Origin of the sequence: Streptoverticillium reticulum (assembly GCF_047456005.1) — a bacterium.
GTDB lineage: Bacteria > Actinomycetota > Actinomycetes > Streptomycetales > Streptomycetaceae > Streptomyces > Streptomyces reticulum.
Genome location: NZ_CP179755.1, coordinates 7972470 through 7992866 on the forward strand (window position 1 = coordinate 7972470; position 20397 = coordinate 7992866).

A 20397-nucleotide genomic window follows, 5' to 3' on the forward strand; every position below is an offset into this window, starting at 1 on the left:
AATTGGACAGGGGGAAAGAAAAGCCATACACTGGAATTGCGGGGGAGTTGGCGGGCTTTCGGCCGGCGGGGGAGACTCGGGTCGACGGGCAACGACGGCGAGAGGAGCCCGCCCATGACCACGACGAGCGCGAAGCTGCTGATCGACGGCTTCGGCCGGGTCCGCGAGGGAGTGCACGGCGTGCTGGACGGGCTCGCGCCCGAGGAGCTGACGTGGCGCGGCGAGGACGGCGGGGCCAATTCCATCGGCTGGCTCGTCTGGCACCTCGCACGGGTCCAGGACTGCCAGATCGCCGACGTCGCCGGGCTGCCGGAGGTGTGGCACGCGCAAGGCTGGCAGAAGGACTTCGCCCTGCCCTACCCCGCCGATGCCAACGGCTACGGCGCCTCCAGCACCGAAGTGGGCGCCTTCTCCGCCCCGGCCGGCAAACTGACCGGCTACTACGACGCCGTGCACGAGCAGACCGTCGGCTACCTCAGGACCCTGCACGAGAAGGACTACGCCCGCGTCGTCGACGACGCCTGGGACCCGCCCGTCACCCTCGGCGTCCGCCTGGTCAGCATCCTGGACGACGACCTCCAGCACGTCGGCCAGGCCGCTTTCGTCCAGGGCGCGCTGGCGCGCCGCTGACGCGCGGCGCCGCAGCGCCCCGTAAGGGGCGCGGGGAACTGCGCGATCAGCCACGACGCGCCCGCAGTCGAGTCCCCCAGCTACCTCCCCCAGCTACCGCTGGGGGTACCCCCAGGAGGTACCCCCAGGGGGCTTTGCCCCGGACCCCTGGGGTGGTGCGTCGGCTGCAGGCCGTCGGTGGTTGCTCGCGCAGTTCCCCGCGCCCCTACGGGGCGAAGATCCGCCGGACAGGCCCTACGGCTCAGCCGCCCTCGACGGCGAACGGACCCCCGTCGGCGAGGACCAGCGCGGCGAAGCGTTCGCCGATGCGACGGTGACCGGCCGGATCCGGGTGGAGCCCGTCGGGCAACGGCAGTTCGGCGGCGTCCGCCTCGCCGTAGAGCGAACGGCCGTCGAGGTAGTACAGGTTCGGGTCGCCGGCCGCCCGCTGCGCCGCGATACGGGCCAGCTCGTCCCGGACGACACGGAGCGTCAGCTTCCCCTCGGCGCGCTCCGCCGGGTCGCCGAGCGCACGGAACCGCACCTTCCCGCCGCCGAAGTCCGGCAGGAGGGGACCGGGGGTGTCCTCCTGGACGGGGCAGAGCACAGGGGAGACGACCAGCAGGGGCGTGGTCGGGTGCCCCTCGCGAACGGTGTCCAGGAAACCGTGGACCGCCGGGGCGAAGGCCCGCAGGCGCATCAGGTCGGCGTTGACCACGTTGATGCCGAGCTTCACGCTGATCAGGTCCGCGGGTGTGTCCCGCAGGACCCGCGCCGTGAACGGGTCGAGCAGGGCGTTCCCGCTCAGGCCCAGGTTGACCAGCTCCACACCGCCCAGGCCGGCGGCCAGCGCCGGCCAGGTCGTGGTCGGGCTCCCGGCCGTGGTGCCGTGGCTGATCGAACTGCCGTGGTGCAGCCACACCCTGCGGCCGTGGTCCGGCGCCGCCTCGACCGGGGCGTCGGTGCGCAGGGCGATCAGCTCGACCGCCTCCGTCTGCGGCAGCCAGATCTCGATGTCCTTCTCGTCCGGGGGCAGTCCGGTGAAGCGGACGGTAACGGGCGGGCCGGGGTGGACGGACTCGGACTGGGTGACCAGGTCGACGGTGAGGACGTTGCCGCCGGACACGCTGACACCGCCCGCCGGACGGCCGTCGACGAGCAGGTCGTACAGGCCCTCCGGAGGGGGCGGCGCGCCCTTGAAGACCGTCTTCGTGGGCAGCACGTCCAGATCGATCGCCGTGGCCCGGGTGCGGAAGGCCAGCCGCACACCGGAGGCCTGGGCCTCCGCCCTGCACAAGTACGGGTCGGGGTACTGCTCCCGGACCCAGGCGGGCAGCCGGTGCGGCACGATGCCGCGCTCGGTCCGCTCCACGTCCAGGGCACCGCGCAGGAGACGGGGGTCGACGGGGAGGGTGATCCAGTCGGGCACGTCGGCGTCCTTGCGGGGTGGGGGCATCGTGCGGAGGGCAACGGGCACCGCCACCCTATCCGCGGTCCCGCCGCGCCCCGGGGCACGGCGGGACCGACCCGGTGCACCGTCAGCCCTCGACGGCCATGCGGATGCCGAGCAGCAACAGCACGCCCCCGGAGACCTGCTCCAGGCGCTTGCGCACGTTCGCCCGCGAGATCAGGCCCCGCAACCGGCCGACGAACCACACGTACAGCCCGTAGTAACCGACCTCGTAGACGGCCCAGATCGCGGCGAGACCGACCATCGTGGGCAGCTTGGGCGCGTCGGCGGGCACGAACTGCGGCAGGAACGACATCGCGAACACCGCGGCTTTGGGATTGGCGAGGTTCAGCAACAGGCCGGAACGGTACGCGCGCCATCCGGACCGCACGGCCGGTGCCCCCTCCGGCTCCGCGGGCTGCGCGTGTCCGCGGCGGGCGGCCAGCAACGCCTGGACGCCGAAGCCGATGAGGACCGCGGCACCGCCGATCCGCATGACGTCGTAGGCCAGCCGGGAGGCCGCGAGCAGCGCCGTGAGCCCGAAGGCGGCGACGAGGCCCCAGACGAACACGCCGGTCTCGTTGCCCAGCACGGTGAGGAAGCCGGCCCGCCTGCTGTGCAGGGACTGACGGATGATCAGCATCGTGCTGGGGCCGGGCGAGGCGGCGATCAGCGTGCACGCCCCGAGAAAGGCGAGGAACCAGGTGAACATCTAGGCCGCCCTGGCCGCTCGCCACTCCGGGGCGAGCACCGACCAGATCTCCACGTCGTGCCGCTTCCCCCGGTGCAGGAAGTTCTCCCGCAGCACGCCGTCCCTCGTCATGCCGAGCCGCCGGGCTACGGCGATGCTGGCCGTGTTCTCCGAGGCGGCCCACCACTCCACGCGGTGGATGCCCCGCTCCTCGACGGCCCAGTCGATGATCACGCGCGCGGCCCGGGTCACCAGCCCCTTGCCCGCCGCCGACGGCTCCAGCCAGCAGCCCGCCTCGGCCGTGCCCTGTCCGACGTCCATCGTCCGGAAGAGGACCCCGCCGACGAGCCTGCCGTCCGTCCGGATGCCGTACAGGCGCCCGGCGTCGGCCGCCGCCCTGTCCGCGTACCGCTGGAGATACGCCCGGCACGACTCCAGGTCCGTGACGATGTCGGGCAGGTTGATGAACTGCCCGATGAACTCCCGGCCCCGGTCCATGTGGGCCAGGAACTCCTCGGCCTGCCAGGGCTCCAGCGGGCACAGCTCCGCGCCGTCGTCGCCCAGGGATATCGCGTACATGCTCACCTTCCACTGCCGAACCGATGCCGCCGTGTACAGCGCGTCGGGATCCTCTCACGGTAATCCCCTCATATAGCCTGACCTGATGAATCGCCGCGGTCCGGAACGCGGCTCCGGAGCAGGGGGATGCCGGCATGGCCGGGGGGATCGAGGAATTCGCGGAGCAGCTGCGCGAGCTGAAGGACCGTTCAGGGCTCAGCTACGGGGCCTTGGCGAAGCGGCTGCACATGAGCACGTCGACCGTCCACCGCTATTGCAACGGCGGTGCCGTGCCCGCCGACTACGCCCCCGTCGAGCGCCTCGCCCGGCTCTGCAGAGCCACCCCGCAGGAGCTGGTGGAGCTGCACCGCCGCTGGATCCTGGCGGACGACGCACGACGCTCGTCGTCCAGAGCGCCGGGCGAAGCGGAGGCGAAGCCGCCGGAGCGGACGCCGGAGCCGGTAGCGGCAGAACTGCCCGAGCCCGCACCCGCGGCCGAGCCGGAGTCGGTGGCGGGGGAACTCCCCGCGCCCGCGCCGGAGTCCGAGCCCGCGCCCCGGCCGCGGTCCGCCGAACCGGCACCCGCCGCCGCCGGCGGCCGCCGCTCGCGCCGCGTGCGTCTGGGCGTCGTCGCCGCGGCAGCCGTCGGCATAGCCGTGCCCACCGCCCTCGTCGCCTGGGCGGCCACGACGCCGCCGGGTGCGCGCCAGGACGAGACGGACGCGCACCGCGCCCGGCCGAACGTCTCCGGCGCACCCCTCGCACCGTCCGGAGCCCCGGGCAGCACCGGCCCGGGCCGGGATGGCACTGCGTCGCCGGACGGCGGCAGCACGCCGACCGGCGGGACCGGCAAGGCGGAGGCCGGAGGGAAGAAGGCCGACGGCAACAGCGGTGCGCCGGAGGCGGGGACCTCCGACGGCAAGGACAACGGCGGCGGGCGCGGGAGCGACTCCGGTGAGCCGCTGACCGCCGACGTCCAGCCCTACGACTTCGCCAACCGCTGCAGCATCATGTACGTCTCCGGACGGAAACCCGCAGAGGTGCCCGAACCGCCGAACGACAGGGACGCGCGTGCCTGGGTCACCGGGCTGCGGGCCGTGCCCGGCGGAAGCATGCACATCACCGTCGACGTGCAGGGCAAGAACGGCCAGGCCGTCGTGCTGCGGGCCCTGCACGTACGCGTCCTCAAGAGCACGGCGCCCCTGGCCTGGTCGGGGTATTCGATGGGCGACGGCTGCGGTGGCGGTCTCACCCCGGCCTTCTTCGACGTCGACCTCGACCGCGACCGGCCCACCGCCCGTCCCGCGGCGGGGGAGCAGGGCGACATCAAGATCCCGGCCACCGACTTCCCGTACAAGGTCTCCTCGACGGACCCGCAGCCGCTGGACATCGTCGCCCGCACCACCGGCCACGACGTGACCTGGGAACTGGAGCTGGAGTGGAGCAGCGGCGGCCGGTCCGGGACCTTGAAGATCGACGACCACGGGCAGCCGTTCCGCACGACCGCGGTCAAGGACCGGCCGCAGTACACCTGGCGGTTCGACCAGAAGGTGTGGGAGCCGCTGCCCGACTACGCACGGAGGTAGCCGACCTCTACCCCTGGGGGACCGGCCGGTAGGTGCACATGTGCACGCCCGTGCCGCTGGTGACCGAGGAGACCAGCTCGAAGGTGCGCAGCACCCCGTCGTCGGTGAAGATCCGCTTCCCGCCGCCGAGGAGCACCGGCGTGATCATGAGCCGCAGCTCGTCGACCAGGCCCTCGCCCAGGAGGGTGCGGACGAGCGTGGGGCTGCCCATGACCTGCAGGTCGCCGCCGTCGGCGGCGCGCAGTTCGCGGATGCGGGCCAGTGCCTGGTCGCCGGGGATGCGCGTGGTGTTGTTCCACGTCAGCTCGGCGTCCCCCAGGGTCCCGGTCACGACGTACTTCGGGAGGGAGTTCATCCGGTCGGCGAACGGATCGCCGGCCCGCTCCGGCCACGCCGCGGCCATCGTCTGCCACGTGCGGCGCCCGAACAGCAGTGCCTCGGTCCTGCCCAGGGCCTCGGAGATGGCCCCGCCCATCACCTCCGGGTCGAAGAACGGGTGCGACCAGCCGCCGTGGGCGAAGCCGCCGTCGGTGTCCTCCTCGGCTCCGCCGGGTGCCTGCACGACGCCGTCCAGGCTCATGAATTCACTGACCACGATGCGCACGGGATTTCACTCCTCGTTCTTCGAAACCGCAGGACGCGGCACGTGTTCGCGCCGCCGGGACGATCGTCGCACCGACCACTGACAACGCCGCGGTGCCAGGGCCTGTCCGGCGGATCTTCGCTCGTGGGTGCGGGTGTGCGCCCCGTAAGGGGCGCGGGGCTGTTGACATATGCGGCTCCGCCGCGTGGGCGCGACCGGCCACCGACGGCCTGCAGCCGACGCACCACCCCAGGGGTCCGGGGCGCAGCCCCGAGAACCTCGGCTGCGGGCGCGTCGTGGCCGGTCGCGCAGTTCCCCGCGCCCCTTACGGGGCGCTTCGGTGCCGGGCACAAGGAGAGCCCAAACGTGGTTCATGACACACGGACTTGCGTGACCGGCATGTGAACACCGCTGTTCAAGTACCGGATCCCCGCCCTAGGGTGGCGCGTGCAGCTGGTTCGCCCTGCTCGCCAGGCAGGCGCGTCGTAAGAGGGAACCCGGTGGGAATCCGGGACTGCCCCGCAGCGGTGAGCGGGAACGACCGCCGTCATACGCACTGGGCCCTGTGACGGGTCCGGGAAGCGACGGCCAGTAGGTGTCTGCCTTCGGCAGATGTGCCCGTGAGTCCGAAGACCTGCCCGTTGCCCGCGCGCGACCGATCGTGCGCGGAGATCTCGGTGACCTCGAGGGCGGGTCGGCGTATCCATCGAACGGGCGCTCCACGGCTGTGGCGTGGTCCGTCCGCCAACCCCTTCGCGTTCTCGCCGCGTTCCGAGATCCAGGATGCAGCTCGCGAAGGAGAGTTTTGTGACCAGCAAGTCCGCAGCCGCGGCAGCCCGCGCCACCGTGTACGGCTACCCCCGCCAAGGCCGCAACCGCGAACTGAAGAAGGCGATCGAGGGCTACTGGAAGGGCCGCGTCACCGCCGACGCCCTCCGGGAGACGGCCGCCGGACTGCGCCGCACCACCTGGCGGCAGCTCGCCGAGGCCGGCATCCACGAGGTGCCGACCGGCGACTTCTCGTACTACGACCACGTCCTGGACACCAGCGTCATGGTCGGTGCGATCCCCGCCCGGCACCGCGCGGCCGTCGAAGCCGACGCCCTGGACGGCTACTTCGCGATGGCCCGCGGCACCCAGGACGTGGCGCCGCTGGAGATGACCAAGTGGTTCGACACCAACTACCACTACCTGGTCCCGGAACTCGGCCCCGACACCGTCTTCACCACCGACTCCGCCAAGCAGCTCGCCGAGCTCGAGGAGGCCCTCGCCCTGGGCCTGGCCGCGCGCCCCGTCCTGGTCGGTCCCGTCACCTACCTCCTGCTCGCGAAGCCCGCGCCCGGCGTCGGGCCCGGCTTCGAACCGCTCACGCTCCTCGACCGGTTGCTGCCCGTCTACGCCGAAGTGCTGGCGGACCTCAGGGCCGCCGGCGCCGAGTGGGTGCAGCTCGACGAGCCCGCCCTGGTCCAGGACCGCACCCCGGCCGAGCTGAACGCCGCCGCCCGCGCCTACCGCGAACTGGGCGCCCTCACCGACCGGCCGAAGCTGCTGGTCGCCTCCTACTTCGACCGCCTCGGCGAGGCCCTGCCGGTCCTGGCCAAGGCTCCGGTCGAGGGCCTGGCCCTCGACTTCACCCGGTCCGCGGCCGCCAACCTCGACGACCTCGCGGCCGTCGGCGGTCTGCCCGGCAAACGCCTGGTCGCCGGCGTGGTCAACGGCCGCAACGTGTGGATCAACGACCTGGAGAAATCGCTGGCCACCCTCGGCACCCTCCTCGGCCTCGCAGGCCGCGTCGACGTCGCGGCCTCCTGCTCCCTGCTGCACGTCCCGCTCGACGCCACGGCCGAACGGGACATCGACCCGCAGATCGTCCGCTGGCTCGCCTTCGCCCGCCAGAAGACGGGCGAGATCGTCACGCTGGCCCGCGCACTGGAGCGCGGCACCGACTCCGTCGCGGCCGAACTCGCCGCCAATCGAGCGGATCTGGCCTCCCGGGCAGGATCCGCCATCACCCACGACCCTGCCGTGCGCGCCCGCAGTGCCGCCGTCACCGAGGCCGACACGCACCGCTCGCAGCGCTACGGCCTGCGCGCAGCGGCCCAACGCGACCGTCTCGGACTGCCGTTGCTGCCGACCACCACCATCGGCTCCTTCCCGCAGACCAGCGAGCTGCGCACCGCCCGCGCCGGCCTGCGCGCCGGACGCATCGGCACGGCCGCCTACGAGGAGCGCATCGAGGCCGAGATCCGCGAGGTCGTCGCCTTCCAGGAGGAGGCCGGCATCGACGTGCTCGTCCACGGCGAGCCCGAACGCAACGACATGGTCCAGTACTTCGCCGAACAGCTCACCGGCTACCTGGCCACGCAGCACGGCTGGGTCCAGTCCTACGGAACCCGCTACGTCCGCCCGCCGATCCTCGCCGGCGACATCTCCCGCCCCGAACCGATGACCGTCCGCTGGACCCGCTACGCCCAGTCGCTCACCGACCGGCCGGTCAAGGGCATGCTGACCGGACCCGTCACCATGCTCGCCTGGTCCTTCGTCCGCGACGACCAGCCGCTTGCCGAGACCGCCCGGCAGGTCGCCCTCGCGTTGCGCGACGAGGTGAACGACCTGGAGGCGGCGGGCGCTTCGGTGATCCAGGCCGACGAGCCCGCCCTGCGCGAGACCCTCCCGCTGCGCAGGGCCGACCGCGCGGCGTACCTCGTCTGGGCCACCGAGGCCTTCCGGCTCGCCACCAGCGGCATCCGGCCGGACACCCAGATCCACACGCACATGTGCTATGCGGAGTTCGGCGACATCCTGACGGCCATCGACGACCTCGACGCCGACGTCATCAGCCTGGAGGCCGCCCGCTCCCACATGCAGGTCGCCGGCGAGCTGGCCGCGGCCGGGTATCCGCGCGAAGTCGGCCCCGGCGTCTACGACATCCACTCGCCCCGCGTCCCCGGTGCCGCCGAGGCGGCGGACCTGCTGCGGAAGGGCCTGGCCGCGATCCCGGGCGAGCGTCTGTGGGTCAACCCCGACTGCGGTCTGAAGACCCGCGGCTGGACGGAGGTGCGGGCGTCTCTGGAGAACCTGGTGACGGCGGCCCGTGTGGTGCGCAAGGAGCTGGACGGCACGGTCTCCTGAACGGGAAAGGCCTGGACCGGCGGGCGGTGCCGGTCCAGGCCGTCAGCCGGCTTTGAGCAGCTTCACCGGACGCCGTGCACGGCCTGCGGGTCGGTGGGTGCGAGCGTGGTCCCGGCCGTCAACGAGGTAGGAGACGGGGTCACGTAGACCGGTGCCGGGTCGGGCTCGGGAGCGCAGGTCCTGGCGACGAAGCCCTTGCCGGAGGGGAGGCTGCCGTCGCGCAGGTAGGCGGTGAAGGCGTCGTCCAGGCAGGCGTTGCCGTGGAAGAGGATCTCGTGGAAGCTGCCGCCGTTCTGGACGACCAGCTTCGATCCGGGCAGTGCCTTGTGCATGGCCACGCCGCCTTCATACGGAGTGGCTGCGTCCTCCGTGGCCTGGAAGAGCAGGACGGGCGGCAGGCCCTTGCCGGTGATCTTCAGTCGGCCGGCCCGGTCGCCCTGGTAGGGCCAGAACATGCAGGCGGCGTTGTACCACATGTTGTTGTAGGTGTAGAAGGGTGCGACGGCGTCCACCTCGGCCTGGTCCTTCTTCCAGAACTCCCAGTCGCGCGGCCAGTTGTTCTCGGTGCACTGAACCGCGTTGTACGCCGGGAACGTGCCGTCGTCGGCGCCGGGTGCCGCGTAGCTGTTGTAGGCGATCGCCAGCGGGCGGGTGTCGTGCCGGGTGAGGTAGGCCGACAGCACGGTCGCCATCCGCGGCCAGCGCAGGAAGTTGTAGCCGCCGCCGTAGAAGGTGTCCTCGAACTCGGCGGGACCGATCCTGCCGGGGGCCGGGGCGGCGGCCACCGGGGCGGTGCGCAGCGCGTCCTCGACCTGGTAGTACTTCTGCTTCACCGTGGCGGCGTCGGTGCCCAGGTGGTAGACGGAGTCGGCCTTGGCGGTCCATGCCGCGAAGGCGTCGAACCGGCGCTGGTGTTCCTTGTCCTGCAGGATGTTGTGGTCGTACCAGCTGATGGTGGGGCCGACGATGCTGTCGAGGACCATCCGGCGCACGTGCGAGGGGAAGAGCTGGCCGTACGTCGAGCCCAGTGAGGTCCCCCACGAGCCGCCATAGAAGTTGATCTTCTGGGTGCCGAGGGCCCGCCGGATGCTGTCCATGTCGCGGGCGTTGTCGACGGTGGTCATGTGGGGGAGGAACCAGCTCCAGTGCGCGGCGCAGTCGGCCGCGTACTTGGCCGACTTCTCCAGCCACGCCTGCGAAGTGCCCTTGCTGACCTGGTAGTCCGGGCGCTCGGCGTCGAAGTAGTGCGCGTCGCAGGTGACGTGCGGCTCGCTGGCGTTGGTGCCGCGGGGGTCGAAGCCGATCCAGTCGTACGTCGAGGCGACGTCCTGGGGGATCTTCCCGGAGATGTAGGCGGGCATCCACAGGCCGGAGTCGCCGGGGCCGCCGGGGTTCAGCAGGATCGGCCCCTGCTGCTTGCTCCTGGGTGCGGTGGCCGGGAGGCGGTTCAGTTTGAGCTTGATCCTGGTGCCGTTCGGGTGCGCGTAGTCCAGGGGTACGTCGAGCATGGCGCACTGCAGCGCGGGAGTGGCGGCGTCGTTGCAGGAGCTCCATGTGAGCTTCCCCTGGCCGGTGTTCCCGGGTGCGGGCAGGGAGGCGGCGGGCGTGACGCCCGCGAGGACTCCGCCGATCGCGGCGGCGGACGCCATCAGGGCTCTTAGTCTTCTCATGGTGAGAAGGATGTGACATGTGCAATGTCACACACCCCTCGGGTTGGACGTCCTTTACTCAACTGTGATCCGGCGCCGGGGATTTGGGCGAGGCGGCCCGTGAGGGGGCCGGTCCGGGAACCGGCCCCCTCCGCCGGCGCTTCAGGCCGTCATCGAGGCGAGCACCGAGCGCAGGTCCTCGCCCGGCCGCGGGCGCAGGGCGTCCGCCAGCCGGTCCGCGCGGTAGTGCCAGTGGTGGTCCAGGTCCGGGTGCACCTCTTCCCCGTACAGGACCCGGCTGTTGCTGCCGAGCAGTTCCACCAGCTCGGCCGCCAGCTCCGGCCACGCGACGTGCCCGCTCAGCGCGTTGGCCACGCCGTGCACCGGATCGTCGAGGCAGGCGGTCACCGCCCGCGCCAGGGCGGCGGCGTGCACCCAGGGCGCGCCGTACCAGTCGTGGCCGTGGGTGCCGGGGCCGGGCAGGACGATCGGCCGGCCGTTGGCGGCGGCCTGGTACAGGATCCCGGTCGCCCCCCACTGCAGCTGGTCGCGCAGCCGGGCGTGCGGACCCCAGACGATGGGGGACCGCACGGCGCTCGCACCGCCCCGGTCGCCGTGGCCCGCGGCCTCCGACAGCAGCCGCTCGCAGTCGAGTTTGGCCCGGCCGTACGGGCTCAGCGGCTCCCCGGGCTCCGCACCCTCGGCCACCCGTGCGTCCGCGGGGTGCCCGTAGGCGTCCACGCTGCTGACGAAGACGAACGGTCCGCGGCGCCACGCCCCGGTCATGGCCTCCATCGCCGCCACGTCCACTTCCGGACGCGTGAAGGTGCAGGCCGCGTGGATCACCGCGTCCGTGCTCGCGACGGCGGCGCGCAGACCGTCCAGGTCGCTCAGGTCACCTTCGACGACGTCCACGCCGTCACCGGCCACCAGGTGCGCCGACTCCGGGCGGGCGAGCGCCAGGACCGGCCGTCCCCGGGCCGCGAGTTCGCGCAGGACGAAGGAGCCGACGCCGCCCGTGCCGCCGGTCACCAGCACGGTGCCGGGGCGGGAGCGGCGCGGGCGCGCCGACGGCCGTGCAGCCGCCTGCTCCGTCGCACGGGTCTCCAGCAGGGCCGCGACGGCACGCGGGGTGCGGCACTGCATGACGTCCAGGCCGTTCAGCGGCAGCCCGAGGCCGGAGCGCAGCTGCTCGGCCAGCTGCACGGCGGTCAGCGACTGCCCGCCCAGAGCGAAGAAGTCGTCGTCCGGGCCCGGTACTTGGCCCAGCACCGCGGCGAACGCCTCCGTCACCGCGGCCGCTCGGGGTCCGTCCAGGGCCGGCACCGCCGGGGCTCCCGGCAGCCGGGCCGTGTCCACCGCGCCCTGGGGCGTGCGCGGCATCGCGTCCAGCAGGACGACTGCGGCGGGGACCGCCTCCGGCGCCAGCCCGGCCCGCAGACGGGCGCGCAGCCGGGCGGGCGACGGGCCGTCGGTCCGCCGCAGCACGGCGTAGGCCAGCAGCGGCTCGGCGTCGGGGTGCGGCACGACGGCCTCGGCGACCTCGGGGTGGGCGCGCAGCAGGGCCTCGGCCGGGTGACCGTCGCCGTCCCGCTCCACGGCCCGGCCGGGCAGCCCGGACAGCCGGATCCCGGGGTCGGCCGCGACCGCGCCCAGCAACGCCGCGAAGGACCGGACCAGCTCCTCGCCCGTCGCCTCGTCCAGTGCGGACCGGCGATGGCGGACGAGCGCCGCCGGGCGGTCGGTGTCCAGCAGCCCGAAGGACAGGTCGAACTTGGCGTCCGTCAGGCTGACTTCGACCGCCTCCGCCCGCAGGCCCGGCAGCCGCAGGGCCGTCGGCTCGCGCAGCACGTCCGACGTCACCCGCACCAGGGCCGTGCCCTCGGCGTCCCGGGCCCCTGCGCCGAGCCGTTCCAGGATCAGGTCGAAGGGGACGTCGCGGTGCTGCTGGGCGTCCAGCAGCGCGTCCCGGACCCGCTCGACCAGCACCGTGAACGCGGGATCGCCGGACAGGTCCACCCGCACCGGCAGGGTGTTGACGCACAGGCCCACCAGGCCGCGCATGGCCCGGCCTTCGCGGTGCGTGCCGGCACAGCCGATCACCAGGTCGGTCTCACCGGTGAACCGGTGCAGGGCGGCGAACGCGGCGGCGAGCGTCACGGTGAACAGCGTGGCGCGGTGCTGCGTGCCGAGCGCGCGCAGGGCGGACAGTACGGGTGCGTCCAGGGGCGCGGTGCGGTCGGCGGCGAGCCGCGCTTGCGCATCGGCGGACCGGGGCAGCCGGAGCGGTGCGGCTCCGGCGAGCCGGCGGGCCCAGTGGTCCAGGCCCTCGCCCAGCTCGCCGGCCTGCGCGGACTCCCGGCGGGCGAAGTCCGCGTACTGCGGGGGCAGCGGCTCCCGGTAGGGGACGCCGTCCCTGGCGGCGGCGTAGAGACCGGCCAGTTCCTCGGCGACGGTGTCCAATGAAGGTCCGTCGATGGATATGTGATGGAACGTCAGCATAATGGTGTGGTCCTGCGGTCCGTGCCGCAGCACCAGGGCGCGCGGGACGGTGCCTGCGGCCAGGTCGAACGGCCGCCCTGCCTCCTCGGCCAGCAGCTCCCGGCCGTCGCCGTCCGTGTCGGCCAGCCGGACCGTGACCGGGGCCGGCGCGGGAAGCGGCTCCTGGTACGGCTCGCCGTCGTGCCGGCCGTAGCGGGTGCGCAGGATCTCGTGGCGGTGCACCAGGCCGGTCAGCGCCGTGCCCAGGGCGTCCACGTCGAGCGGCCCGTACAGGCGGGTGGCGAACGGCACGTTGTACTGCGCACCGCTCTCCGGCCCGAGTTGCTCGGTCAGCCACAGCCGGCGCTGGGCCCGGGACAGCGGAGCGGGGCCGTCGCCACGGGATTCCGCGGGCGTGGGGGTGTGGTGCGTGCGGGCGGCGGCGCGGGCGCGGCGCAGGAGTTGCTCCTGCAGGGCCGCCGTGGTGTCAGTGTGCATCGGTGTCCTCCGGCGCAGGGCCCAGGTCGCTGTGGGCGGCCAGCAGCGCGCGTTCGACCAGCGCGGCGTGTGCGGCCACCGTGGGTTCGGTGAAGAAGTCGGCGAGGGACAGCTCGACGCCGAGGTCCTCGCGCAGGTCGTCCGTGACGGCGAGGGCGAGGAGGGAGTGGCCGCCGAGAGCCAGGAAGTCGGCGTCGGGCCGTGCGACGTCGCAGCCCAGCGAGCGGCTCCAGACGTCGGCGACGGCCTGCTGGAACGGGGTCATCGCCATGGGTGCAGTGGGGGTGCTTGCCGTCGCGTGCTCGGCGAGCGCGCGACGGTCCACCTTGCCCGAGGTGGTGAGCGGCAGCCGCTCGACGACGGTCAGTTCGTCCGGCACGAGGTGGGCGGGCAGCAGACCGGCGAGCCGCTCGCGCAGGGCCGCGGCCCGGGGCACGGGACCCGGCGCGGCCACCACGAAGGCGGCCAGACGGGCGTCGTCGGGGGCCGGGCGGCGCACCGCCACGGCCGCTTCCTCGACCTCCGGCAGGCCGCGCAGCGCGTGTTCGACCTCGCCGGGCTCGATCCGGAAGCCACGCACCTTGACCTGGTCGTCCGTGCGCCCGTGGTACTCCAGCACCCCGTCCGGCCGCGCCGACACCACGTCGCCGGTGCGGTAGAGGCGCCCGAGGGAGGGGTGGTCGACGAACCGCTCGGCGGTCAGGGCCGGTTGTCCCGTGTAGCCGACGGCCAGGCGGCTGCCGCCGATCCACAGCTCGCCGCGCCCGCCGTCCGCGACGGGCCGCCCGTCCGCGTCCAGGACGTGGGCCGTCGCGCCGGCCACGGGCCGGCCGATCGGCACCGGACCGTCGCAGTCCGCGTCGGTGACCCGGTGGGTGGTGGCGAAGGTCGTCGCCTCCGTCGGCCCGTAGCCGTTGACCAGCTCCAGCCAGGGGAACTCCCGCAGCACCGCACGCGCGTGATGGGCCGCCAGCGCCTCACCGCCCACCACGACGGTGCGCAGCAGCGAGAAGACGCGCGAACGGCGCGCGGCGAGCTGGTGGAAGAGGGCCGTGGTGAAGAAGCCGACGGTGACGCCGTGCTGCTCCACCTGGCGGGCCAGGTCCTCCAGCGAGGGCTGCGCGACGGTGCACACCATCACGGCCGCACCGTTGGCGAGCGCCCCCCACACCTCGAACGTGGAGGCGTCGAACGTGGCGGGGGAGTGCAGCAGCGTCCGGTCGCGCGCGGTGATCGTGACATAGGACGGGTCGGTGAACAGCTCCGCGACGGCACCCTGGGTGAGGGCGACGCCCTTGGGGCGCCCGGTGGACCCGGAGGTGAACAGCACGAACGCCGTGGCATCCGGACCCGGACCGGCCGCGGACGCGCGGGGCGCCTCGGGCAGCGGCTCGTCGGGCAGCGCCAGACACGGACCCAGCCCGTCCGCGGCGTCGAGCAGTTTGCCGTCGCCCACGGTCAGCACGGCGCCCGAGCCGAGGAGCACGGCCTCGGTCCGTGCGCGCGGGTGCGCCGGGTCGAGCGGTACGCACGCCGCACCCGCCCGCCACAGCGCGAGCTGCGCGACGACGGTCCGGGCCGAGCGCGGCATCAGCAGCGCGACGCAGTCGCCGGACCGTACACCACGGCCGGTCAGATGAGCGGCCAATGCCCGGGCGGCATCGTCGAGTTGGGCGTAGGTCAGCGCCTGGTCGCCGTCGGCCACGGCCAGGGCGTCCGGGGTCCGCGCGGCGTGGTGCGCCACGAGGGAGGGCAGATCGGTCACCTGATCTCCTTTGCGGATGTCCCCGGCTTGAGCTGGGGGAGAGCTCGAATCCCTGCGGAGCAGGGCAAGGAACGGGTAGGCTGACCGCCGTGCGTTGCGAGAACCAAGCACGCACGACGCGCTGAGCGAGAACCAAGTCGGCGCACCCTCATGCTTTCGGGCAACCGGGCAGGTTCCGTCCCGGCTGGTGTTGAGGGAGTAAGACCTCTCGGGTCGCAGACCTGCGGGGCCTCCTGAGCCAGGAATCCCCCTGCTTCAACTGGGGGAGGGTTCAAAGCTGGTTCCTCGGAATCGTCATGGGCGAACTTCAGGGAGCAGAAGGTCACTTCAGACCTCCGCGGCGCTTGTCGAGCACCGCCGCGACCGCCCGCAGGTCCGGCTGGCGCAGCACCTCCGGTGCGCGCAGACGCACGCCCGTCTCCTGCTCGACGGCCTCCAGCAGCCGGGCCACGACGAGGGACGTGCCCCCGGCGTCGGTGAAGTTGTCCCGGAGCGCGGTGTCGGGACGGCCCAGCAGGTCGCGGACCGTGTGGAGGATCAGGCGCTCGCTCTCGGACGCGGCGTCGTCGTCCGCGACCGTGACGACCGTCTCGGCGGGAGCCTCCTCCCGCTTGAGCAGCACGGCCCGGTCCACCTTGCCGTTGGCGTCCAGCGGGAAGACGTCCACGATCCGCACGGCCGAGGGAACGGCCTGCTCGGGCAGCCAGGCCCGGACCGCGGCGAGGAGCCGGTCCGCGGCGGGCGCGGCGCCGGCGGCCGGGAGGACGTGGGCCACCAGCCGTGCGCGCCCGTCCGCGGACCGGGGAGCGGTGACCACTGCGCTGCGCACGGTGGGGTCCTGCTCGAACGCGGCCTCCACCTCGGCCGGTTCGATGCGCATGCCGCTGATCTTCACCTGGTCGTCGAGGCGGCCGAGGAACTCCAGCCGTCCGTCGGTGAGCATCCGCACCCGGTCGCCGGTCCGGTACAGGCGGTCCGTGCCGCCCACGGATGCGTCCTCGGGCGGTGCGGTGAACCGCCGTGCGGTCAGCTCCGGGTCCAGGTAGCCGAGGGCCAGGCCGGTTCCGCCGATGTGCAGTTCGCCCTGTTCGCCGCGGGGCAGGACGCGGCCGGTCTCGTCCGTGACGACGACGGTGGCCCCGGGGACGGGCCGCCCGATCGGCGGGGCCGCGTCGGTGTGCACGTCGTCGTCGCAGGCCCGCATGGCGTGGGTCGTGCTGATGACGGTGGCCTCGGCCGGACCGTAGGCGTTGTGCACGGTCGCGGTGACGTCGGGGCCCGGGCGGCGGCGCATCCGGTCGCCGCCGACGAACATGTGGCGCAGCTTCAGGTCCGTCGGCCAGGGGCGGTCGAGGAGCGGCTCGACCATCGGCGTGGCCGTGACGGCCACCGTGACGCCGGCCTCGCGCCACCACCCGGTGAGCAGGGCCGGGTCCCAGCGCACGGAGTCCGGGGCGGGCACCAGGGCAGCGCCGGAGGTCAGCCCGGCCCACAGCTCCAGCACGTGCGGGTCGAACGCGACACCGATCAGCAGGGACTGCCGGTCGCCGGGGGCCAGTGCGGTCTCGTGACGGAACCAGTCCAGCAGGGCGGCCAGGGCGGGTTCCGCGACGGCGACCGCCTTGGGCCTGCCGGTGGAACCCGAGGTCAGCACGGCGTACAGCGCCCCGGGCGGTGCGGGGCGGGCCCCCGGCGCGGGCGGCGCGAAGGCCGCCACGGCGGTGGCTGCTGCATTCGCGCCCTCGCACGGCAGCGGCAGGGCGAGTTGCTCGGCCCTGCGGTGCCGGTCCGGCAGGACGTCCGGGTCGCCGATCAGGCAGACGACGCCGATGTCCTCGGTCACGGTCCCGATGCGGCGCTCTCCCGGGCGGGGTCCAAGTGGCAGGTAGACGGCGCCGATCCGGGCCAGGGCGACGGCGGTCACCACCAGCGCGGCCGACCGGTCCAGGCACACGCCGACGAGGTCACCGGGGCGAACCCGCGTGCCCAGCACCCGCGCGGCCTCGTCGGCCGCCTCCGACAGCTGCCGGTAGCTCCAGCAGTGCGGCCCGTCGACCACAGCGGGGGCCTCGGGCGAGCGGCGCACCCACTCCTCGAAACGGGACAGCACACCGGACGCGGCGCCGGCCGTGGGGAGAGGGGCGCCGTGGGCCACGCTCGGCACGAGGCCCTGCTGATCGGTCTTCAGGTCGGTCATCAGGACTCCTTCGAGGCGGTCGTGGCGGCGAGGGCGCGGGCCTGGTCGGCCAGCACGGGATGGCGGAAGAGCGTGCGCAGCGGCGGCCGGCCGCCCAGGTGCGGCTCCAGCCAGGCCGCCAGCTGCGCGGCGAGCAGCGAATGCCCGCCGATGCGGAAGAAGTGCGAGGCCTCGTCGAAGCGGCCGTGTCCCAGCACCTCGCGCCAGCCCTCGGCGAGCAGGGCCACCGCAGGATCGGCGGACTGCGCGGGATCCGCGGCAGGGGTGCTCTCCTCGGCCGTCGGCGGCGTCCGCTCCAGGCCCGCGGCCATGCGGCCCAGCGCCGCCCGGTCGGGCTTGCCCCCGGCCAGGGTGGGCATTTCCGCCAGCTGCACCCAGCAGCTGGGCACCAGGGCGCCGGGCAGCCGGCTGCTCAGTTCGGCGTGCAACGCCTGCTCGTTCCAGGCCTGTTCGCCGCCCGTGCCGCCGTCGAGGAAGCCGACCAGCCGGGGATCGCCCGGGGTGTCCCGGTCGAGGACGACGGCGCAGGACCGGCCGCCGAGCACCGCGGACGCCGCGGCCTCGACCTCCTCCAGCTCGATGCGGTGGCCGCGCAGCTTGACCTGGTTGTCGCGGCGGCCCAGGAAGCGCAGCAGCCCGTCCCGGCCGCGGAAGCCCAGGTCGCCGGTGAGGTAGACCCGTTCGCCCCCGAGCGCGTCGATGCGTACGAACCGGGCCGCGGTGGCGTCGGGGTTGCCGGCGTAGCCCTCGGCCAACCCGGCTCCGGCGATGGCCAGTTCGCCGACGGCCCCGTCCGGCAGCGGCCGCAGGTGTGCGTCCAGCACGTGGATGCGCTCGCCGGGCAGCTCGGTGCCCAGCGGGATCTCCGTGCCGTCCGTCAGGGCATCCAGGGTGATCTCGTGCACGGTGGAGGTGACGGCCGCCTCCGTCACACCGTAGGCGTTGAGCACCGTCGCGTCGGTGTCGGCGAGGAAGCCGCGCAGGGCGTCCGCCGGGATGCGCTCGCCGCCGAATACCAGCAGCCGCGGCGTCCAGCTCCGCTCGCGCAGCGACGCCTGCAGCTCCTGCCGGGTGGCGAGGAAGTAGCTGGTGGGCAGGTTGGCGACCGAGACCTGTGCGGAGGCCAGCAGCCCGGCCAGTTCGGCGCCGGTGGGCACCTCCCACTCCGGGACGACCAGGCAGGCGCCCGCGTACAGCGAGGGCAGGACTTCTTCGAGCGCCACGTCGAAGGACGGCTGCGCGAAGAGCAGCACCCGGTCGTCGGCCGTCAGCCCGAACCGTTCGGCCGTGCCGGTCAGATGGTTCTCCAGGGCCGTCCGGCCGACCGCGACCGGCTTGGGTATGCCGGTCGAACCGGAGGTGTGGATGACGTACGCACCCGGGACCGTGGCGCCCGGCCGGGCGGGCGGCAGCACGGGGGCGTCGACCGCGGCCGCGGGCAGGTGCGGGGGAACAGACGCGGCGGCTGCGGCGGAGGTGAGCACCAGCGCCGGGGACAGCCGGTCGAGCAGCAGCTCCAGCCGCCCGGGCGGATCGGACGGGGACAGCGGGCAGTACACCGCGCCGGTCCGCAGACAGGCCAGCAGCGTCACCACCGTGTCCACGCCCCGGGGCAGCACCGCCGCGACCGGCCGGCCGGGCTGTACCCCGGCCGCCAGCATCCGCTCGGCGAGGGAGGAGACGCGTTCGTTCAACTCGCCGTAACTGATGCGGTGTTCGCCGACCAGCAGCGCGGTCCGGGACGGGTCGTGGGCGGCGGCCGGGTCGAGCGGATCGCCGTCCGCGGCGGCGGCCCGCGCGGGTACGACGGGCAGGGCCGCCGCGCGCGGCGGGGCCAGGTCGGCGAGGGCGGTGGCGGGGGCGTCCAGGTAGGCGCGCAGCAGGTCCAGGAACCGTGCGGCGAGCAGTTCGGTGACGTCCGCCCCGAACAGGTCGGCGTCGTAGTCCCAGACCAGCAGCATGCCCGGGACCCCGAACCGGGGGCCGACCCCGCGCCGGTCGTCCGGGATGAGCACCACGTCGAGGTCGAAGCGGGTGGTGCCGGTGTTGAACCCCTCGAACAGGGAGACCTCCAGGCCCGGCACCCCGATGTCGGGCAGCACGGCGTCGTGCGCGCTGAACATCACGCTGAACAGCGGGTTGTCGGCCCCCGACGTGTGCAGGCCCAGCGCGCGGGTCAGCTCCTGCACCGGTGTCTCCTGGTGCGGCAGGGCGCGGATGAGGGTGTCGGTCACCTCGTCCATCGCGTCCTCGGCCGGGGCCTCGGGATCCAGGCGCAGGCGCAGCGGAACGGTGTTGACGAACATGCCGACGGCGTCCTCGAAGCCGCGCGGCCGGTTGCCGACGGCGGTGCCGACCACCATGTCGGTGCGGCCGCTGTGGCGTCGCAGCAGCTCGGCGAAGAGCCCGAGCAGTGCGGCGAACGGCGTCAGCCCGCGCTCCCGGGCGTGGGCCCGCAGCCGTTCGGCGAGGTCCGCGCCGATCGACTGGCGCAGTTGCGCGCCCCGGTGCCGGCGCTGTGCGCCGGGCCGGGTCAGGCCGGGCAGCGGCATGTCGTACGAGGCGTCGCGCAGTTCCCGGGCCCAGTACTGCAGGCTCGCCCGCCGCTCCTCGGCCCGCACGCCGTCGGCCTGGGCGCGCACGTGGTCGGCGTAGGAGGAGGCGGGTGCGGGGGTGAACGTTTCGCCGCGGACGTGGGCGCGGTAGGTGCCGAAGACGTCGCCCAACAGGATCGCGAACGAGTGCCCGTCGTGGATCAGATGGTGTTCCACATGCACGAGCCGGTGCTGCCGTTCGGACAGCCGGACCAGGGTCCAGCGCAGCAGCGGCGCCTGGAAGGTGTCCAGCGGGGCTTCGGCCTCGGCGCGCAGCAGCGCCTCGAAGGCGGCCTCCGGGTCCGTTTCCCCGGACAGGTCCACGGTGCGCAGCCGCGGCGCGCAGCCGTCGGCGACCCGCTGCGCGGGCAACGCCCCTTCGGCGGGCACGAGTTCGAGGCGCAGTCCGGGGTGCCGGTCGAGCGCGGCGCGGAGTCCGTGGCGCAGGGCCTCGGTGTCGAGGGCGCCCCACAGGTCGAGTGCGGCGGTGAAGTTGTAGGCGCGGCTGCCCGGTTGCACCTGTTCGTGCAGCCAGACGATCTCCTGCGAGGAGGAGAGGGGGAGCATGGGCGATCCCTGGGGTAGTCGGGTCAGCGGAGGTCCG

General features: G+C 73.7%; 12 protein-coding genes and 1 riboswitch. Of the genes, 3 read left to right on the forward strand and 9 right to left on the reverse strand.

Annotated elements, in window-relative coordinates:
- The first annotated feature begins 114 nt into the window (after positions 1 to 114).
- Complete coding sequence (locus ACMATS_RS36325; RefSeq protein ID WP_390779482.1) at positions 115 to 630, forward strand: mycothiol transferase; 516 nt, start codon at positions 115 to 117, stop codon at positions 628 to 630.
- A 241-nt stretch (positions 631 to 871) separates the two neighbouring features.
- Here the strand turns inward: ACMATS_RS36325 and ACMATS_RS36330 are convergent, their stop codons facing one another.
- From ACMATS_RS36330 to ACMATS_RS36340, 3 genes are all read right to left on the reverse strand, one after another.
- Positions 872 to 2065 carry a GDSL-type esterase/lipase family protein gene (locus ACMATS_RS36330; protein WP_414170430.1) on the reverse strand — a complete coding sequence of 398 codons (1194 nt, stop codon included), beginning with the start codon at positions 2063 to 2065 and terminating at the stop codon, positions 872 to 874.
- Positions 2066 to 2147: 82 nt separating this feature from the next.
- Positions 2148 to 2771: a LysE family translocator gene (locus ACMATS_RS36335; RefSeq protein ID WP_414170431.1), complete on the reverse strand. Its 624-nt coding sequence runs from the start codon at positions 2769 to 2771 to the stop codon at positions 2148 to 2150.
- On the reverse strand, positions 2772 to 3329 hold the full coding sequence (locus ACMATS_RS36340) for a GNAT family N-acetyltransferase (protein ID WP_414170432.1): 558 nt from the start codon (positions 3327 to 3329) through the stop codon (positions 2772 to 2774).
- Positions 3330 to 3463: 134 nt separating this feature from the next.
- Here ACMATS_RS36340 and ACMATS_RS36345 point away from each other — a divergent pair, with 134 nt between their 5' ends.
- A complete protein-coding gene (locus tag ACMATS_RS36345; protein ID WP_414170433.1) occupies positions 3464 to 4894 on the forward strand; it encodes a helix-turn-helix domain-containing protein in 1431 nt (476 codons plus the stop codon).
- Positions 4895 to 4901: 7 nt separating this feature from the next.
- Here the strand turns inward: ACMATS_RS36345 and ACMATS_RS36350 are convergent, their stop codons facing one another.
- Positions 4902 to 5498: a dihydrofolate reductase family protein gene (locus tag ACMATS_RS36350; RefSeq protein WP_414170434.1), complete on the reverse strand. Its 597-nt coding sequence runs from the start codon at positions 5496 to 5498 to the stop codon at positions 4902 to 4904.
- A gap of 452 nt (positions 5499 to 5950) precedes the next feature.
- Positions 5951 to 6116: riboswitch (cobalamin riboswitch) on the forward strand.
- 168 nt (positions 6117 to 6284) lie between these two features.
- Here ACMATS_RS36350 and metE point away from each other — a divergent pair.
- Positions 6285 to 8609 (forward strand): 5-methyltetrahydropteroyltriglutamate--homocysteine S-methyltransferase, encoded by a 2325-nt coding sequence (gene metE / locus ACMATS_RS36355; RefSeq protein ID WP_414170435.1) that lies wholly within the window; start codon positions 6285 to 6287, stop codon positions 8607 to 8609.
- A gap of 62 nt (positions 8610 to 8671) precedes the next feature.
- On the opposite strand, the gene ACMATS_RS36360 is transcribed toward metE, so the two are convergent.
- From ACMATS_RS36360 to ACMATS_RS36380, 5 genes are all read right to left on the reverse strand, one after another.
- Positions 8672 to 10279, reverse strand: a complete 1608-nt coding sequence (locus tag ACMATS_RS36360) for an alpha/beta hydrolase (protein ID WP_414170436.1) — start codon at positions 10277 to 10279, stop codon at positions 8672 to 8674.
- A gap of 141 nt (positions 10280 to 10420) precedes the next feature.
- Positions 10421 to 13237, reverse strand: a complete 2817-nt coding sequence (locus ACMATS_RS36365; protein ID WP_414170437.1) for a condensation domain-containing protein — start codon at positions 13235 to 13237, stop codon at positions 10421 to 10423.
- Positions 13227 to 15002: an amino acid adenylation domain-containing protein gene (locus tag ACMATS_RS36370; RefSeq protein ID WP_414170438.1), complete on the reverse strand. Its 1776-nt coding sequence runs from the start codon at positions 15000 to 15002 to the stop codon at positions 13227 to 13229. Before ACMATS_RS36370 ends, ACMATS_RS36365 begins: the two co-directional genes overlap by 11 nt.
- A 322-nt stretch (positions 15003 to 15324) precedes the next feature.
- Positions 15325 to 17199: a non-ribosomal peptide synthetase gene (locus ACMATS_RS36375; protein ID WP_414170439.1), complete on the reverse strand. Its 1875-nt coding sequence runs from the start codon at positions 17197 to 17199 to the stop codon at positions 15325 to 15327.
- On the reverse strand, positions 17199 to 20360 hold the full coding sequence (locus ACMATS_RS36380) for a non-ribosomal peptide synthetase (protein ID WP_414170440.1): 3162 nt from the start codon (positions 20358 to 20360) through the stop codon (positions 17199 to 17201). The genes ACMATS_RS36375 and ACMATS_RS36380 overlap by 1 nt, the downstream gene beginning before the upstream one ends.
- Positions 20361 to 20397: the final 37 nt, after the last annotated feature.

Coding starts and splice junctions, on each gene's coding strand:
- ACMATS_RS36325 (WP_390779482.1), top strand. CDS start 115: ATGACCACGACGAGCGCGAAGCTGCTGATCGACGGCTTCGGCCGGGTC.
- ACMATS_RS36335 (WP_414170431.1), bottom strand. CDS start 2,771: ATGTTCACCTGGTTCCTCGCCTTTCTCGGGGCGTGCACGCTGATCGCC.
- ACMATS_RS36340 (WP_414170432.1), bottom strand. CDS start 3,329: ATGTACGCGATATCCCTGGGCGACGACGGCGCGGAGCTGTGCCCGCTG.
- ACMATS_RS36345 (WP_414170433.1), top strand. CDS start 3,464: ATGGCCGGGGGGATCGAGGAATTCGCGGAGCAGCTGCGCGAGCTGAAG.
- ACMATS_RS36380 (WP_414170440.1), bottom strand. CDS start 20,360: ATGCTCCCCCTCTCCTCCTCGCAGGAGATCGTCTGGCTGCACGAACAG.
- ACMATS_RS36360 (WP_414170436.1), bottom strand. CDS start 10,279: ATGAGAAGACTAAGAGCCCTGATGGCGTCCGCCGCCGCGATCGGCGGA.
- ACMATS_RS36365 (WP_414170437.1), bottom strand. CDS start 13,237: ATGCACACTGACACCACGGCGGCCCTGCAGGAGCAACTCCTGCGCCGC.
- ACMATS_RS36330 (WP_414170430.1), bottom strand. CDS start 2,065: ATGCCCCCACCCCGCAAGGACGCCGACGTGCCCGACTGGATCACCCTC.
- ACMATS_RS36375 (WP_414170439.1), bottom strand. CDS start 17,199: ATGACCGACCTGAAGACCGATCAGCAGGGCCTCGTGCCGAGCGTGGCC.